Genomic DNA, 15,529 nt, shown 5'->3' on the forward strand with positions numbered 1-15,529 from the left:
TCCAGCTCGCCCGGTTCGACGATTTCTTCGACTTCGACCACGGTGATCTTGCCGGCGGTGGCGGCCAGCGGGTTGAAGTTCTGAGCGGTGTGGCGATAGATGACATTGCCGAAGTGGTCGGCTTTCCAGCCTTTGACGATGGCGAAGTCACCGGTGATGGATTCTTCCATCAGGTACGGGCGGCCGTTGAATTCGCGGGTTTCCTTGCCTTCGGCGACCGGGGTGCCGACGCCGGTAGCGGTGAAGAAAGCGGGAATGCCGGCACCGCCTGCGCGCATTTTCTCGGCCAGGGTGCCTTGGGGGGTCAGCACCACTTCGATTTCGCCGCTGAGCAATTGCTTCTCGAACAGTGCGTTTTCGCCGACGTAGGAGGCGATCACCTTGCTGATCTGCTTTTCTTCCAGCAGCACGCCCAGGCCAAAACCGTCGACGCCGCAGTTGTTGGACACCACGGTCAGGTCGCGGGTGCCTTTGCGCTTGATCTCGGCGATGAGGTTTTCCGGAATGCCGCACAGGCCAAAACCACCGGAGAGCACGGTCATGCCGTCTTCCAGGCCTGCCAGCGCTTCTTCATAGGACGCCACGCGTTTATCGAAACCTGCCATATGCACCTCTTTTTCTTGTGTGTGGGCCAGCCAATGAACCGAGTGTTGCTCCGACGGATTGATTTGTTAAGTTGTTTTTTAAGGTTGATTGATTTAGAAAACAGCATAGTCGACCCGCCGCCCGGAGCAACCTCATGACCGTCAAACAGATGCGCGCGTTTCTCGCCGTGGCCCAGAGCCTGAGTTTTGCTGCCGCCTGCGAGCGCCTGCACCTTTCCCAGTCGGCGCTGAGCCTGACCATCAAGGGCCTTGAAGAAGGCCTGGGTGGGCGCCTGTTCAGCCGCAATACGCGCAATGTAGCGCTGACACCCGAAGGCGAATCCCTGCTTCCGCTGGCACGCCGGCTGATTGCCGATTGGGACAACGCCGAGGATGAGCTGCGCCAACGGTTCACGCTGCAGCGTGGGCGAGTCACGGTCGCGGCGATGCCGTCGTTTGCGGGCAACTTGTTACCGCCGATCCTGAAGATATTCCGCGCACGTTACCCGCAGGTGAACGTGACGGTGCATGACTTGATCAACGAGCAGGTGCTGGAGATGGTGCGTGACCGCCAGGTGGAGTTGGGCGTGGCGTTCGAGCCGTCAGAAGGGTCGTCGCTGGCGTTCACGCCGTTGTACCTGGACCGCTTCATCGCTGTGGTGCCCGGTGATTCGCCGTTGGCGGGGTGTGCCGAAATCGATTGGAAGACCTTGCTGGAGCAGCCGTTCATCACCTTGCAACGGCCGTCCACGGTACGGGTGATGCTGGAAGAACACTTGGGCGCTCTAAAGATGAAGCTGCCGGTCGCACTGGAAAGCCATCAATTGGCGACGGTGGGCAAGATGGTTGCCAGCGGGCTTGGCGTCAGCGCGGTACCCGCGTTGTGCGCACGGCAGATGGAAGAGGCGGGTGCTCATTGCATCACTTTGACCGACCCGGTGATCGAGCGACCGATTGGGGTATTGACCAAGCCGGGGCATGAGCTGTCAGCGGCGGCGCAGGCGTTGTTTGATATTTTTCAGGATGAGGCCGCGAAAGGCCGGTTTCCGCTCTGATCACTGCAGGCGCCGGCTGTTGTTGATAACAGAATAACGATGGCAATAAAAAAGTCCGCTCGGCTCACCGGGCGGACTTAATGTGTTAATTAGTTTCTTATCAGCAGTATCGATCAATTACCTTAACGTGCGATTGGCCCTTGAGGTTCTGCCATTCGGTGTTAAGTGTGTGGAAGACTTGCTCGATAAAATTACGATCGGCTGCCGCTTTCTTACCAACATAACCCTGGCCGCGACGGTAAACCTTCAGGCGCGCTGCCAGTTCGCGGTGATTGCGGTCGAACTCGGCCTCTTCGGTATTGGGCTCCAGGCAGTCAAGTTGCACTTCGCCCGATTTGCCAATCCACAGGATATGGTCGTCGAGTGTGTCTTTCTGCGCTGCGAACATCTCAGCCAATTCATCGATAGTTGGTTGGTTGTTCAGATTCATGTGTAAGCCCCTTGACCAGTTGGCGATCTATCAGTTGGTTCGTTAAAACTTCTTTAGTTGTCTCCGGTTGCGAAAACCGGGCGTCAGCAACGGTCTGCCGAATACGGGCAGGGTCTTGAACCTGATGCATGTAGTCTTGCTGATGAGCTGCTACGCAATGCTTTCATAACGAAGACAAGCCGCATTTGAGCGCCTTGTACCGAGCCCTTTGGGCCGGTCAGCTTCATCAATCCGCCTTGTGGGCAGTGCACATCCGGAAAAAACAGCTCGGCGGTCAGACGAGCTTGTTCAAAACGCTGGTTGCCAACGCTCCCGATCCGGGAGACGTCTCGATAATGCAAGGACAAAATCGTTACGTCAACGGTTATGTAGTGATTATTTTTGCTCACTACATAAATTGCTGTGGGGACGGGAGAATGCGGGAAAACGTGACTTGAGCGTCATTTTTTGTGCGGTGGGTCGCGAGACTGAGAGGGCAAACTCAACACCGTTCAATGTGGTTGTGCTAGCCGAGTCGATCGACCAACAACGGCAACAACCGCTCGCACGATGCCTCGATTTTCACCTGCAGCAGTTCATCCCCCCGGGTCTTGCCCAGGTTGATGGCAATCACGGGCTTGCCGTGTTCGACCATCGCTTTGCACAAGCGAAACGCCGAATAGGCCATGAGCGATGACCCTACCACCAGTAACCCCTCGGCATGTCCTACCGCAGCCATCGCCCTGGCCGCTGTCGCCGGCGCGACGTTCTCACCAAAAAACACCACATCCGGCTTCAAGCGCTCGCCATTGCAATGGGGGCAGTGGGGGACCTGGAAGTGCTCTTCAAAGGCCGGGTCGAGCAAGGTGTCGCCATCCGGGGCCTGCACCGCATGGACTTGCGCCAGATAGGGATTGTCGATTTCCATCTGCCGCTGGATCACACCGCGCTCGCTGCGCTGTTGGCAGTCCAGGCACAGCACCCAATGCAGGCTGCCGTGCAGTTCGATCACATCGTGGCTGCCGGCCTGATCATGCAGGGTGTCGACGTTTTGTGTGATCAGCCCGCTGATGCGCTCGCGCTGCTGCAAGGTTGCCAACGCCAGGTGTGCTTGGTTCGGTTGCGCAATGCGTACCCTTGGCCACCCCAGCATCGCCCGTGCCCAATAACGGCGACGTGCCTGCGGGGTGGCGAGGAACTCCTGGTACATCATCGGTGCCCGGCCTCGGCGCACGCCTTCGCTGTCGCGGTAATCGGGAATGCCCGACGACGTGCTGATCCCCGCACCGGTCAACACCAGAAAACGCCGTTCGGCCATGGCCCGGTGCAGGGTGTCGAGGTGGTCCTCTTGATGTTCCAGCGTGTCGAGCATGGGGTCCCCTATTCGCCGCGGATGTACTGCTCCAGCTGTTTGATCAGGTCAGCCTGGTCGGCGATGGCTTCTTTGACCAAGTCGCCGATGGACAGCAAGCCCAGCAGTTTGCCGTCTTCGACCACCGGCAGGTGACGCAGGTGACTGTCGGTCATGATGTTCATGCACTCATCGACCTTTTTATGGGAGTCGACGGTGATCACCGGAGAACTCATGACTTCATCGACCCGAGTGGTGACCGACGACAGGCCTTTGAGGATGAGTTTACGTGCGTAATCACGTTCGCTGATGATCCCTACCACCACGCCTTCCTTGATGACCGGCAAGGCCCCGACGTTTTTCTCCGACATCCGGACCAGTGCTTCAAACACGGTGTGGTCGTGTTTGATGGTATGGACCTCCTGGTTTTTCTGGTCCTTGCTTTTGAGCACTTGTGCAACGGTTTTCATGGCGGCCACTCCGGTGTTGTTGTTAGTTAGTCAGGGTCCCCTTACAGAATCCTAGACGGCCCACGCCGAGGCAAGGTCCAAAGCGGCGTTAAACCCGTCGAAAAGCGTCATTCGCCGGTTTTTTTCAGTATTCACCCAGCATTTGTCGGCTTTTTTGCCCGCTTGGGGCTGGCTGTCGTCTTGCGTGGCGCGCTCTTGCGTTTGTTTTTCCACGGCGTGGCGCCTCGACCTGCCGGGCTGGCCGGGCCGGTGATGGTCATGCGCATGCCATTGCAGCGCGCCACCTGCTTGCTCATCCAGGCCGCCTGTTTGGCGACGAATTCTTCCAGGCTCATTTCGCCGCTTTGTACCATGTCCAGCGCCTGCTCCCAGATCGCGGTAGTGCCAGGGTCGGCGATGGCGCGGGGCACCGCGTCGATCAGGCTGAACGCCGCCGGTGTCGCCGACAGCGCCTTGCCGTTCTTCACCAGGTAACCTCGGTCGAGCAACCCTTGGATAATCCCGGCGCGGGTGGCTTCGGTGCCGATGCCGGTGGTGTCCTTGAGCTTTTGCTTGAGCAGCGGGTCTTCCACCAGCTTGGCGACGTTTTTCATCGCCTTGATCAGGTCGCCTTCGGTGAAGGGCTTGGGTGGTTGGGTCCAGAGGTCCTTGAGGTTGACCTTGGCCACCGCGTAATCCTGGCCCTGCACCAATGTCGGCAATGCCTGCGGCACAGGCGCTTCACGGCCCTTGGCCGGTGTGAGTGCTTCGGGCAGGGCGCGTTTCCAACCCGGCTCGATCACCACTTTGCCCACCGCACGCAATGCTTGGCCCGCACAGTCGAAATCCGCTTGAGTGCGATCGTATTCATGGTTGGGCAGGAACTGCGCCAGGTAGCGCGCGCGAATCAATGTGTACACCGCACGATGCTTACCGGCCAATTGCCCGACCTCCTTGCCGGCACCGGTCGGGATGATGCCGTGGTGGGCGCTGACCTTGGCGTCGTTCCACGCCCGCGAGCGACGCTGGGGATCGATATACGGCATCAATGCGTTTACCGCTGCATCAGCGCGTCCCAGCGCAGCCAGAATTTTCGGCGCTTCGCTGTGCTGACTGACCGGCAGGTAGCCGCAATCGCTGCGGGGGTAGGTGATGACTTTGTGGGTTTCATACAGCGACTGGGCAATATCCAGGGTTTCCTGAGCGCCGAGGCCGAGTTTCTTGGAGCAGATTTCCTGCAGGGTGCCGAGGTCGAAGGGCAGGGGCGCGACCTCACGCATGCGTTCGGTGCGTAGCTTCACCAGTCGCGCCGTGGCGGCATTGGCCATGGCATCGGCGGCGTCACGCGCCAGTTGCGGGTTGAGGCAGCGGCCCTGGTCATCACAGGCCTCCTCGGCCGCGCGCCATTGGGCGGTGAAGGTCATGCGCTCGTGGTGCAGGTCGACATCGATGGCCCAGTAAGCCACCGGCACGAAATCCGCAATGCTGCGGTCGCGGTCCACCACCAGGCGCAGGGTCGGCGTTTGCACCCGACCTACGGGCAATACGCCCTGGTAACCGGACTGGCGCCCGAGCAGCGTGAACAGGCGGCTCATGTTCATGCCGATCAACCAGTCGGCGCGGGAGCGGCCCAGGGCCGAGTGATACAGGCTGAAGGTCTCGGCGCCGGGTTTGAGGGCCGCCAGGGCCTTGCGAATCGAGGCATCGTCGAGCGCCGAAAGCCACAGCCGCTGGATCGGCCCGCGATAGCGGCAATGCTCCACCAACTCGCGCGCGATCATCTCGCCTTCACGGTCGGCGTCGGTGGCGATCACCAATTCCTGCGCTTCGCCCAGCAGTCGCTTGACCACCTTGAATTGGCTGGCGGTCTTGGGTTTGACCAGCATCTTCCATTTTTCCGGGACGATGGGCAGGTCGGCCAGCACCCAGCGTTTGTACTTGGCATCGTATGCATCGGGCGGGGCGGTTTCCAACAGGTGGCCGATGCACCAGGTGACTGTGACCCCATTGCCCAGCCAGCAACCGTCGCCCCGGCGGCTGGCGCCGAGCACGGCCGCAATATCCTTGGCCTGGGAGGGTTTTTCACAGAGGTACAGCCGCATGGTCATCACATCAGATGGGGTTGATGCCTTGCAGGATGCTTAGTCTGAGGGATTTGAGCAACTGTTATCTGTATGTATGTACAGCAATTTATGTAGGCGCTGGGGAATAAATGTGGGAGGGGGCAAGCCCCCTCCCACAGGCGATCTTCAGTGTTTGAAAATCCGTTGTTACGGGTCAGTTGTTATCGATATCCACATGCCGCGTTTCTTTCAGGCAGACCATCCCCACAATCAGGCTCACCCCTGTCACGACCACCGGGTACCACAGGCCGTAGAAGATATCGCCGGTGTACACCACCAGGGCAAACGACACGGTCGGCAGGAACCCGCCAAACCAGCCGTTACCGATGTGGTAGGGCAGGGACATCGAGGTGTAGCGGATGCGCGTCGGGAACAGTTCCACCATCAGCGCTGCCAGCGGGCCGTAGCACATGGCGGCGATCAGGATCAGCGCCACGATCAGCACCACCACCATGGTCTTGTTGACCTGGGCCACATCCGCCGAAGACGGGTAGCCGGCCAGGGTCACGGCGCCACGCAGGGCTTTTTCGTCAAAGCCGTCGATACGCACGTCACCCACGCTCACCTGCACCGGGCTGCCGGCAGGTGCCACGGCGCTGCTGTAGGGCAGGCCTTGCTTGACCAGGAAGGTCTTGACCTTGTCGCATGGGCTGTCAAATTTCGCCTTGCCCACCGGGTCGAACTGGAAGGTGCAGGTCGCCGGATCGGCCAGTACGGTGATCGGTGCCTGGTGACTGGCCTGGTCCATCGCCGGGTTGGTGTAGTGCGCCAGGCTCTTGAAGATCGGGAAGTACAGCACGGTGGCCAGCAGCAGGCCGAGCATCAGCACCGGCTTGCGGCCCACTTTGTCCGACAGCCAACCAAAGAAGATAAAGAACGGTGCGCCGATCACCACGCTGATGATCAACAACATGTTGGCCAGGGCCGGGTCCATTTTCAGGAACTGCGTGAGGAAGAACAGCACGTAGAATTGCGCCGCGTAGAAGGTCACCGCCTGGCCGCCGTTGATGCTGAACAGGGCGATCAGCACGATCTTGAGGTTCTCCCATTTGCCGAAGGACTCGCGGATCGGCGCCTTGCTGACCTTGCCTTCCTCTTTCATTTTCAGGAACGCCGGCGACTCATGCAGGCTCATGCGGATCCAGGTGGAAATGCCCAGCAGCACGATGGAAAACAGGAACGGAATGCGCCAGCCCCACACTTCGAACTGGTCACCGGTGAAGTAACGGCAGGCCAGCACCACCAGCAGTGAGAGCAACAGGCCGAGGGTCGCGGTGGATTGAATCCAGCTGGTGTGAAACCCGCGCTTGCCCGCAGGCGCATGCTCGGCCACATAGGTCGCCGCGCCGCCGTATTCGCCGCCCAGGGCCAGGCCTTGAAGCATGCGCAGCACGATCAGGATGATCGGCGCCGCAATGCCGATGCTGGCGTAGGTCGGCAACAGCCCGACGCAGAAGGTCGCCACGCCCATCAAAATAATGGTGACGAGGAAGGTGTATTTACGCCCGATCATGTCGCCCAACCGGCCAAACACCAGTGCCCCGAACGGTCGCACCACAAAGCCGGCCGCGAAGGCCATCAAGGCGAAGATAAACGCCGTGGTGTCGTTGACCCCGGCAAAGAACTGCTTGCTGATCACCGCCGCCAGGGCGCCGTAGAGGAAAAAGTCATACCACTCGAACACCGTCCCCAGGGACGAGGCGAAGATGACCTTTCTCGATTCGTTGCCGGTGCTGGCGGTAACCGCCGAGCCCAGGGGTTGAGCATGTTCTGACATCGGGTAGCCCTCACAGTGATTATTTATTGTTGTTCCACTGTCGGCGCCAGGTTTGGCGCCGCTATTCAGATTGCATGAACCAGTTCTTTCTCCGGGGCGAGACTCCTTGTAGGCGGCGAAAGGATCAGCTGCGCGGCTTTCTCCGCGATCATCAGCGTCGGTGAACAGGTGTTGCCGGAGGTAATGCGCGGCATGATCGACGCATCGGCGATGCGCAACCCAGGGACGCCATGCACCCGCAGTTGCGCATCGACCACCGCCTCTTTATCGCTGCCCATGCGGCAGGTACCGACCGGGTGGAAGATGGTCGTACCGATGCGCGCGGCGGCTTCGTGCAGTTCCTCTTCGGTCTGCAGCGAGTCGCCCGGCAGATATTCCACCGGCTTGAACTGGCTCAGGGCCGGTGCGGCAACGATGCGGCGGGTCAGGCGGATCGCATCGGCGGCCACACGCAAGTCTTCCGGATGGCTGAGGTAGTTGGGACGGATCAGCGGTGCATCCGCCGGGTTGGCCGAGCGAATGTCGATGCGCCCGCGACTTTGCGGGCGCAAGTCGCAGACCGAGGCGGTAAACGCCGGGAACGCATGCAGCGGTTCGCCAAAGCGCTCCAGGGACAGCGGTTGCACATGGTATTCAAGGTTGGCCGAGGCCTGTTCCGGGCCCGAGCGGGCAAATGCGCCGAGCTGACTGGGCGCCATCGACAGCGGGCCGCTGCGGTCGTACAGGTAGCGCAGGCCCATGCCCATCTTGCCCCATACGGTGCCGGCGATCTGGTTGAGCGTGCGGGCGTTTTCCAGCTTGTAGATCAGCCGCAGTTGCAGGTGATCCTGCAGGTTGCCGCCCACGCCCGGTAACTCGTGCAGTACCTCGATGCCCAATGGCTTTAGCACGTTGGAGGGACCTATCCCGGAGCGTTGCAGGATGCCCGGTGAACCCACGGAGCCGGCGCACAGCACAATCTCCTTGCGCGCTTTCCAACTGACCTGCTGGCCGTGCTCGCGCGCGACCACCTGGGAGGCGCGGCCGTTTTCCAGCAGCACGCGATCCACGTCCACGTCGGTCAGCACTGTGAGGTTGGGGCGTTGGCGGACCGGCTTGAGAAACGCCTTGGCTGCGTTCCAGCGCACCCCGGCTTTCTGGTTGACCTGGAAGTAGCCGCAGCCTTCGTTGTCGCCCTGGTTGAAATCGTTGAGGTTGGCAATGCCGCTCTGCGCCGCTGCGTCACGGAACGCATCGAGGATCGGCCAGTGCAGGCGCTGTTGCTCGACCCGCCATTCACCGCCGTCGCTATGGAACTCCGAGCTGCCGGCAAAGTGGTTTTCGCTTTGCTTGAACAGCGGCAGCACGTCTTTCCAGGCCCAGCCTGCGTTGCCTTCTGCCGCCCAGCCGTCGTAGTCCAGGGCCTGGCCGCGCATGTAGATCATGCCGTTGATGGACGAACAGCCGCCCAGCACCTTGCCGCGTGGATAACTCAGCGCACGGCCTTGCAGGCCTTCCTGGGCTTCGGTCTTGAAGCACCAGTCGGTGCGCGGGTTGCCGATGCAGAACAGGTAGCCGACGGGGATATGGATCCAGGGGTAATTGTCGCGGCCGCCGGCTTCCAGCAGCAGCACGCGATGGGCGGGGTTGGCGGACAGTCGATTGGCGAGCAGGCAGCCCGCGGGGCCGGCGCCTACCACGATGTAATCGTATTCAGCAGTTGCAAAGGGCATCTGAGGCCTCGCTTGTTTTTCTTATTGGTTCCATCCTAGTTGTTAGTTTTCGTCTTAAAAATGTTAGTTTTTACCCAGCTGCTGTGCGTTTTTAAACAGCGTAGCCGAGGCTCATTCAATGGAGGCGTCATGTTCGACTGGAACGACCTGCGGTACTTTCTCGAGTTGCAGCGCAGCGGCCGCCTGCTTACCGCCGCGCAACGCCTGAAAACCACGCATGCCACCGTGGCCCGGCATATCGAGGCGATCGAGAAAAGCCTCGGCACCGCACTGTTCGTGCAGCATGCCCAGGGCTACGAACTGACCCCCGCCGGCGAAGCCCTGCTCAAGCACGCGGAAGCCATGGAAAACGTCGCGCTGCTGGCCGAAGACGAACTCACCCACTCCGCCGCGCCCCTGGGCAAGATCCGCCTCGGGGTGGCCGAAGGGTTGGGCGTGATGTTCCTGGCCAGCCGCATGGGCGGCCTGTTCGACCGCTACCCCGGCCTGGAAGTGGAACTGGTGGCGGTGCCGCGCTTTGTCAGCATCCTCAACCGAGAAGCGGAAATCAGCATCCACCTCGAACGCCCGAGCGTCGATCAACTGGTCACACGCAAACTCACCGACTACCGCCTGGCCCTCTACGCCAGCCGTGCCTATCTGGACCGCAACCCGCCGATCGAAAAACGCGAAGACCTCGCGGCGCATGCGTGGATCGATTACGTGGACGACCTGCTGTTCAGCCAGGAGCTCAAATTCCTCAGCAGCTTCTGCCGCAACCCCAAGGTGGTGTTCCACAGCACCAGCGTGATCGCCCAGCACCAGGCGGCGCGCTCCGGGTTGGGGATCGCGGTGTTGCCGTGCTTCATGGCAGCCGGCGACCCGGAGCTGGTGCCGTTGCTGCCGGGGGAGGGGATCCAGCGCAGTTACTGGATCAGCTCGCGCCGGGAGTTGCATAAGTCGGTGCGGCTGCGGGTGTTGTGGGACTACGTGGTGGAGTTGTGCGCGCGTGAGCAAGGCTTGTTGCTGGGCGAAACCAACTGAAGAAACCGGATCAATACTGCTCCCACATTGGATTTGTGTGGAATCACTGAACCCGGTCAGGCGCGCAACTCAAACTCGGCACTCCCCAGCCTTTCCCCATTCACCAGCACATGCACCACATGCCGGCCAGGGTAATGCTTGCGGGTGGTCATGTCGCGAATGTGCTGTTCGCGCCGAATGTGCTGCTGCTCTCCGGCACCCAGACTGAATGCCTTGAGCTTGAACACCTTCGCCGCGCCGTGGCCGGTGCTCTTCACGTAGTCGATGGCGTAATCCACCACCAACTTCTGTGGGGCCGGGGCCGTGGATTCCAGGGTGAAGGACAGGTTGATGCGTTCGCCGAGGTTGATCACCGCTGGCGTGACCATGAGATGGTGGATCTTCACTTCGGCCTTGGCGCCTGCACCCATCAGGGTCAATGCACGCGTATTGCCTTGCTTGATCAGGCTGCGCAGGGCATGGCGGGCGATCCAGGCGGTGTGAGGGTTCTCCAGGTTCCAGCCTTCGATCAGGCTGAGCACCCACTCCGGGTGGTCCTTGGTGATGTCGTTGAGGTGGTTGGCCACGGACTTGCGCACGTACAGGCTGTTGTCGGCCTTGAGGTGGTCGAGGATCGACGCGCACAGCTCAGGGTCAGCCTGGACTTCGGCCAAGCGAAACGACCAGGGCAAGCGCGGCCGCGACCCTTCGCTGGCCAGGCGGCGCACGTGTTCGTTGTCATCCTGCGACCACGCCTGCATCACCGCCAATGTGCGCTGGAAGTCGTGCAGCAGAAAGTGGCGGATGGCGAATTCGGCGGAGCCAAACGTCGTGAAGTATTTAAGGGCGGCCATGGAGCGCTTGAAGTCATCCCGCCCATAGCTCGCCACGTAGTGCGGCAAAAACAGGCTGACAAACCCACTGTTCAGGCGTGGCGCCAAGGCGTAGAGCAGCGTGAGGGTTTGCGGGTAGTCCAGCGGGATCACCGCATGCAGGCTCTCGCTGACCCGCGCCATGCGCTGCATCACCGATAACTCGGCCAGCCCGGCCTTGGCGTGCTTGAGGAAGCCCTTGGCGTCGAACGCCGGGTACACCGCCGTCATCTCACTGGCAATGTGTTGCACGCGTTCGACGTTGAAAATTTCCTTCAGCGCCGGGGCAGCTTGGTCGGTCATCGATGATTCCAGGGGCGGTTAAAGAAACCAGCGGTATTCCCGCGCATTGATCTCTTGTTGAAAGGCCAGGTGATCCTGGCGTTTGTTCTCGCAGTACACGTCGACAAATTCGGCGCCCAGCTTATCGCGCAGCACCGCTTGATGCTGCATGGCGCGTACGGCTTCGAGCATTTCCAGGGGGAAGTCGCTGCCGCTGCTACGGTCCTCGTTCAGCGGGGCGATGGGTTCACGCTTGGCTTCGAGGCCATGCTCCAGGCCCACCAGGATCGCCGCCAGTACCAGGTACGGGTTGGCATCGGCACTGGCCAGGCGATGCTCGACGCGCAGGTTGCGTGGGTCGGACTCGGGAATGCGCACACACGCGTCGCGGTCTTCAAAGCCCCAGCTGGCGCGGGTGGCGGCATTCACCGTGCCGCCCAGGCGGCGGAAGGCGTTGTGGTTGGGCGAGAAGATCGGCATGCAGTGCGGCAACAATTCCAGGCACCCGGCCACGGCGTGGCGCAGGGGCTGCTGCTGATGGGCTGCGAGCACATTGTTGCCCGCGCCGTCATACAGGCTGACATGCACGTGCATGCCGCTGCCCGGGAATTGCAGGTAAGGCTTGGCCATGAAACTGGCGCGGTAACCCTGTTTGAGCGCCACGCCACGGGTGCTGCGGCAGAACAGGGCGGCCCAGTCGGCGGCGCGCAGGCCGTCGTCGAGGTGGCCGAAGTTGATCTCGAACTGCCCGGGGCCGAGTTCGGCGGTGATCACCGTGATATCGATGCCCTGGTCCTTGGCGGTTTGCGCCATGTCATCCAACACGCCGCTGAAGCGTGACAGCCGTTCGATGTGCAAGTTGGGCTGGTCGTCGGCATCGCCGCTGAGCGAGTCGCGGGCGAATTGCGGCAGGCCGTTATCCAACGTTTTGTCGAACAGGTAGAACTCCAGCTCAAACGCCACCACTGGGTGGATGCCCTTGTGCTGCAGGCGCTCCAGCACCTTGGCCAGGACTTCGCGGGGCTCGAATTCGATGGGCGCGTCGGTGCCATCGGAGGTCATCAGCATCTGGCCCAACGGCTGTGATTCCCAGCTCACCGGCTTGAGCGTGCCCGGCACCAGGCGGCGGTTGGCGTCCGGGTCGCCGTCGTTGAAGCAGTAGTCGCCAATCTTGAACAACCCGCCCTGAGCCCCCAGCAACACGGCATTCTGCGGCAGCTTCAACGGGCTGCCGGCGGCAACTTTTTCCAGCATCTCGATGGGGTAGCGCTTGCCGTAGAAATGCCCGGGAATGTCCAGGGCGATCAGGTCGACATAACGTACATCTGGATGGTTCTGGCGAAAGGTCCGTACTTCGGCCAGTAACGTGGAGGCATGGCTTTTCACGGGTGTTGCTCCTAGTTGTAAACCCACAACACGCGGGCGGGCAGGTCGGTGAGGTTGGCGTAGCGGCAATGGGCGAAGCTGGCCAGGTGAAAGCTGTCGCCGGGGGCAAGGGTGACCGGATCGGCCTCACCTTCTACCCACAGCGTCAATTCGCCCTCCAGCACAAAACCGGCCTGCTCGGCGCGATCGCTCATGGTTTGTTCGCCGCTGTTGGCGCCAGGGGCCAACAGGCTGTCGAGCATCGAGAACGCGCCGTTCATGCTCGGTGAGACGAGGATGTCGGTGATGCCATTGGCGTAATACACGGTGCGCCGCTCGTTGGGGCGGGTGATCCAGTCCACGGCCTTGGGTTTGGGCTGGCTGTAGAAGTAGGTGGTGGGCACGTCGAGTGCGTGGCTGATGGCGGTCAAATCGGCCACCGTCGGTCGCGACAGGCCGCGCTCGACCTGGGACAGGAAACCCACGGAACGCTCAATTTTTTGCGCGAGCTGGGCGAGGGTGAGCTTCTTGTGCTTGCGCAGATCGTGGATCAACGCCGCGAGAGTGGCGAGTTCTTCTTGTTGGTTCATGAAATTTATTTCGATTAATTTCATGAAAAATTACAGGATTTATTTCATGCGGGCAATGGGGGCTGCAGGATGAGGGGGTTCCTGTGGCGAGGGAGCTTGCTCCCGCTGGGCTGCGAAGCGGCCCCAACTCGTACGCCGCGTTCGTTCAGGAGGTATACGGTTTAGCTTTTTGGGGCTGCTGCGCAACCCAGCGGGAGCAAGCTCCCTCGCCACAGGGGGGGAAGGAAATATGAGGAAATTGAATTGAGCAGGGCGATGGGCGCGGACTGCTAGGTTGAGTTGATCAGATTATCAATCGCCAGGAGCATTGAGTTGCTTCAGAAGCCCAGCTCTCATTTGTTACGTCGTGGTCGTTACTCAGAAACAGGTCGTGCCTACTTGGTGACCGCGGTGGTTTATCAACGGCGGCCCGTATTTACCCACTTTTACCTGGGGCGGTTGCTGGTTGCAGAACTCAAGCAGGCCCATGACCTCGGCCTGGTTGAATCACTCGCATGGGTCATCATGCCGGATCATTTCCATTGGTTGTTTGAATTGCAGGACGCGTCGCTGCCCCAGGTTATGCAGCGGGTGAAATCGAGGAGTACGCTGACGATCAATCGAGCCTGCGGCACACAGGGCGCTTTTTGGCAAAGCGGATACCATGATCGAGCCGCGCGTGCCGAAGAAGACCTTATCCAAATCGCGCGCTACATCATCGGTAATCCCCTGCGAGCAGGCTTGGTGGATCAAGTGGGTGACTACCCTCTATGGGACGCTTCCTGGCTATGAAGGCCTGTCACCTGTGGCGAGGGAGCTTGCTCCCGCTGGGCTGCGAAGCGGCCCCAACTCCTACGCCACGTTCGTTCAGGAGGTATACGGTTCTGCTTTTTGGGGCTGCTGCGCAACCCAGCGGGAGCAAGCTCCCTCGCCACGGGGGGTGGTGCGCTACATCATCGGTAATGCCCTGCGAGCAGGCTTGGTGGGTGACTACCCTCTATGGGACGCTACCTGGCTATGAAGGCATGTCACCTGTGGCGAGGGAGCTTGCTCCCGCTGGGCTGCGAAGCGGCCCCAATTCATACGCCGCGTCTGTTCAGGGAGTACACGGTTCTGCTTTTTGGGGCTGCTGCGCAACCCAGCGGGAGCAAGCTCCCTCGCCACAGGTGGCGTGTTGCTTGATTGAATGATCGCGCGTGGCAGCGGTCCGAACCTGGGTACGCATCATTCATTGACGGAGCACCCATGAAATCCAAATCCCTGATCGCTTGCCTGCTGGTCGCCACGAGCCTGTCCACCGCCAGCTTTATCGTGCAGGCCGGTGATACCCCTCAGGAAACCGTGCAACCTTCGAATATCAACGCCCGTGACTTGAAAGAAGGTGATCGCGCGCCGGATATGCTGATGCGCAAGGAATCAGCCGTCAGCGACTGGAAAAAACGCGGTCTCAAGCAGCCTGAAGAAGACAGCCAATGGACGCGGGTAGGCGATAAGTTCGTACTGCTCAAGACCACCAACGGCACCATCCTGGAGATCACCCCCGTCAAGAAGTGACGGTGGTTATCGTAGCGGCTCCGGGTTGAGGTAACCGGCTTCAAAAACCGCGTTACCTTCCCAGCGAAGAAAGCAGGGGGTGCCTACTCCACTAAGAAACTCCCCCCGCACGCTGAGCTTATTGTTGCGTCGCTGAAGGCAAATCATCCAGCGTGAGCTTACCCACGTTGTTGCATTGCAATTCGTAGCGCAGCTCTTCCACCATCTTTTCAACTTCTTGCGGGGTCTGCAGCCGGTTCGTGCTGATCCCGGTCACCACCAAGTCCACGCGGCCGGTTTCAGCGTCGTAGACCTTGAGCGTCAGGGACGCATCCCGGCACAACGTGAATTCACATGTCAGCGGCGACAGGCCTTCTTCGATGCAATTTCGCAATTGAGAGAGGGTAAACATGCTGTTTCCTTCAGGGCATAAGTTTCGACCCTTG

The 15,529-nt window shown here is 60.6% G+C and carries 15 protein-coding genes; 4 read left to right on the forward strand and 11 right to left on the reverse strand.

Annotation, left to right across the window (positions count from 1 at the left end; translation table 11 throughout):
* On the reverse strand, nt 1-605 hold a 605-nt coding region (locus tag AC3ZU9_RS22235), incomplete at its 3' end, for a CoA transferase subunit A (protein WP_490091318.1).
* Nucleotides 606-739: 134 nt separating this feature from the next.
* Here AC3ZU9_RS22235 and AC3ZU9_RS22240 point away from each other — a divergent pair.
* Complete coding sequence (locus tag AC3ZU9_RS22240; protein ID WP_012723391.1) at nt 740-1,639, forward strand: LysR family transcriptional regulator; 900 nt, start codon at nt 740-742, stop codon at nt 1,637-1,639.
* Between the two features lie 100 nt (nt 1,640-1,739).
* Here the strand turns inward: AC3ZU9_RS22240 and AC3ZU9_RS22245 are convergent, their stop codons facing one another.
* From AC3ZU9_RS22245 to AC3ZU9_RS22270, 6 genes are all read right to left on the reverse strand, one after another.
* Nucleotides 1,740-2,069, reverse strand: a complete 330-nt coding sequence (locus AC3ZU9_RS22245) for a hypothetical protein (RefSeq protein ID WP_012723392.1) — start codon at nt 2,067-2,069, stop codon at nt 1,740-1,742.
* 505 nt (nt 2,070-2,574) lie between these two features.
* A complete protein-coding gene (locus AC3ZU9_RS22250) occupies nt 2,575-3,420 on the reverse strand; it encodes an NAD-dependent protein deacetylase (protein WP_093545013.1) in 846 nt (281 codons plus the stop codon).
* Nucleotides 3,421-3,428: 8 nt separating this feature from the next.
* Nucleotides 3,429-3,869, reverse strand: a complete 441-nt coding sequence (locus AC3ZU9_RS22255) for a CBS domain-containing protein (RefSeq protein WP_012723394.1) — start codon at nt 3,867-3,869, stop codon at nt 3,429-3,431.
* A gap of 131 nt (nt 3,870-4,000) precedes the next feature.
* The gene (locus AC3ZU9_RS22260; RefSeq protein WP_490091319.1) at nt 4,001-5,950 is read right to left on the reverse strand and encodes a DNA topoisomerase III; all 1,950 of its coding nucleotides are present in this window, start codon (nt 5,948-5,950) and stop codon (nt 4,001-4,003) included.
* Nucleotides 5,951-6,125: 175 nt separating this feature from the next.
* Nucleotides 6,126-7,748 carry an MFS transporter gene (locus tag AC3ZU9_RS22265; RefSeq protein ID WP_046035921.1) on the reverse strand — a complete coding sequence of 541 codons (1,623 nt, stop codon included), beginning with the start codon at nt 7,746-7,748 and terminating at the stop codon, nt 6,126-6,128.
* Nucleotides 7,749-7,813: 65 nt separating this feature from the next.
* Nucleotides 7,814-9,460 carry a GMC family oxidoreductase gene (locus AC3ZU9_RS22270; protein ID WP_490091320.1) on the reverse strand — a complete coding sequence of 549 codons (1,647 nt, stop codon included), beginning with the start codon at nt 9,458-9,460 and terminating at the stop codon, nt 7,814-7,816.
* Nucleotides 9,461-9,589: 129 nt separating this feature from the next.
* Between AC3ZU9_RS22270 and AC3ZU9_RS22275 the strand changes: the two genes are divergently transcribed.
* Nucleotides 9,590-10,483 carry a LysR family transcriptional regulator gene (locus tag AC3ZU9_RS22275; RefSeq protein ID WP_046035923.1) on the forward strand — a complete coding sequence of 298 codons (894 nt, stop codon included), beginning with the start codon at nt 9,590-9,592 and terminating at the stop codon, nt 10,481-10,483.
* A 56-nt stretch (nt 10,484-10,539) separates the two neighbouring features.
* Here AC3ZU9_RS22275 and AC3ZU9_RS22280 read toward each other — a convergent pair whose 3' ends face one another.
* From AC3ZU9_RS22280 to AC3ZU9_RS22290, 3 genes are read right to left on the reverse strand one after another with little or no spacing between them, the layout of a single operon-like run.
* Complete coding sequence (locus AC3ZU9_RS22280) at nt 10,540-11,637, reverse strand: DNA alkylation repair protein (RefSeq protein WP_122811096.1); 1,098 nt, start codon at nt 11,635-11,637, stop codon at nt 10,540-10,542.
* A gap of 18 nt (nt 11,638-11,655) precedes the next feature.
* Complete coding sequence (locus AC3ZU9_RS22285) at nt 11,656-13,002, reverse strand: glutamine synthetase family protein (protein ID WP_012723401.1); 1,347 nt, start codon at nt 13,000-13,002, stop codon at nt 11,656-11,658.
* An 11-nt stretch (nt 13,003-13,013) separates the two neighbouring features.
* Complete coding sequence (locus AC3ZU9_RS22290) at nt 13,014-13,571, reverse strand: helix-turn-helix domain-containing protein (protein WP_102061026.1); 558 nt, start codon at nt 13,569-13,571, stop codon at nt 13,014-13,016.
* A 312-nt stretch (nt 13,572-13,883) separates the two neighbouring features.
* Between AC3ZU9_RS22290 and AC3ZU9_RS22295 the strand changes: the two genes are divergently transcribed.
* Entirely contained in the window at nt 13,884-14,342 is a 459-nt protein-coding gene (locus tag AC3ZU9_RS22295; protein WP_490091321.1) for an REP-associated tyrosine transposase, read from the forward strand.
* 453 nt (nt 14,343-14,795) lie between these two features.
* On the forward strand, nt 14,796-15,104 hold the full coding sequence (locus AC3ZU9_RS22300; RefSeq protein ID WP_012723404.1) for an RcnB family protein: 309 nt from the start codon (nt 14,796-14,798) through the stop codon (nt 15,102-15,104).
* A 118-nt stretch (nt 15,105-15,222) separates the two neighbouring features.
* Here AC3ZU9_RS22300 and AC3ZU9_RS22305 read toward each other — a convergent pair whose 3' ends face one another.
* Nucleotides 15,223-15,495 (reverse strand): DUF1652 domain-containing protein, encoded by a 273-nt coding sequence (locus tag AC3ZU9_RS22305; RefSeq protein ID WP_012723405.1) that lies wholly within the window; start codon nt 15,493-15,495, stop codon nt 15,223-15,225.
* Nucleotides 15,496-15,529 lie beyond the last annotated feature (34 nt).

The organism is Pseudomonas sp. A39 (assembly GCF_058145955.1).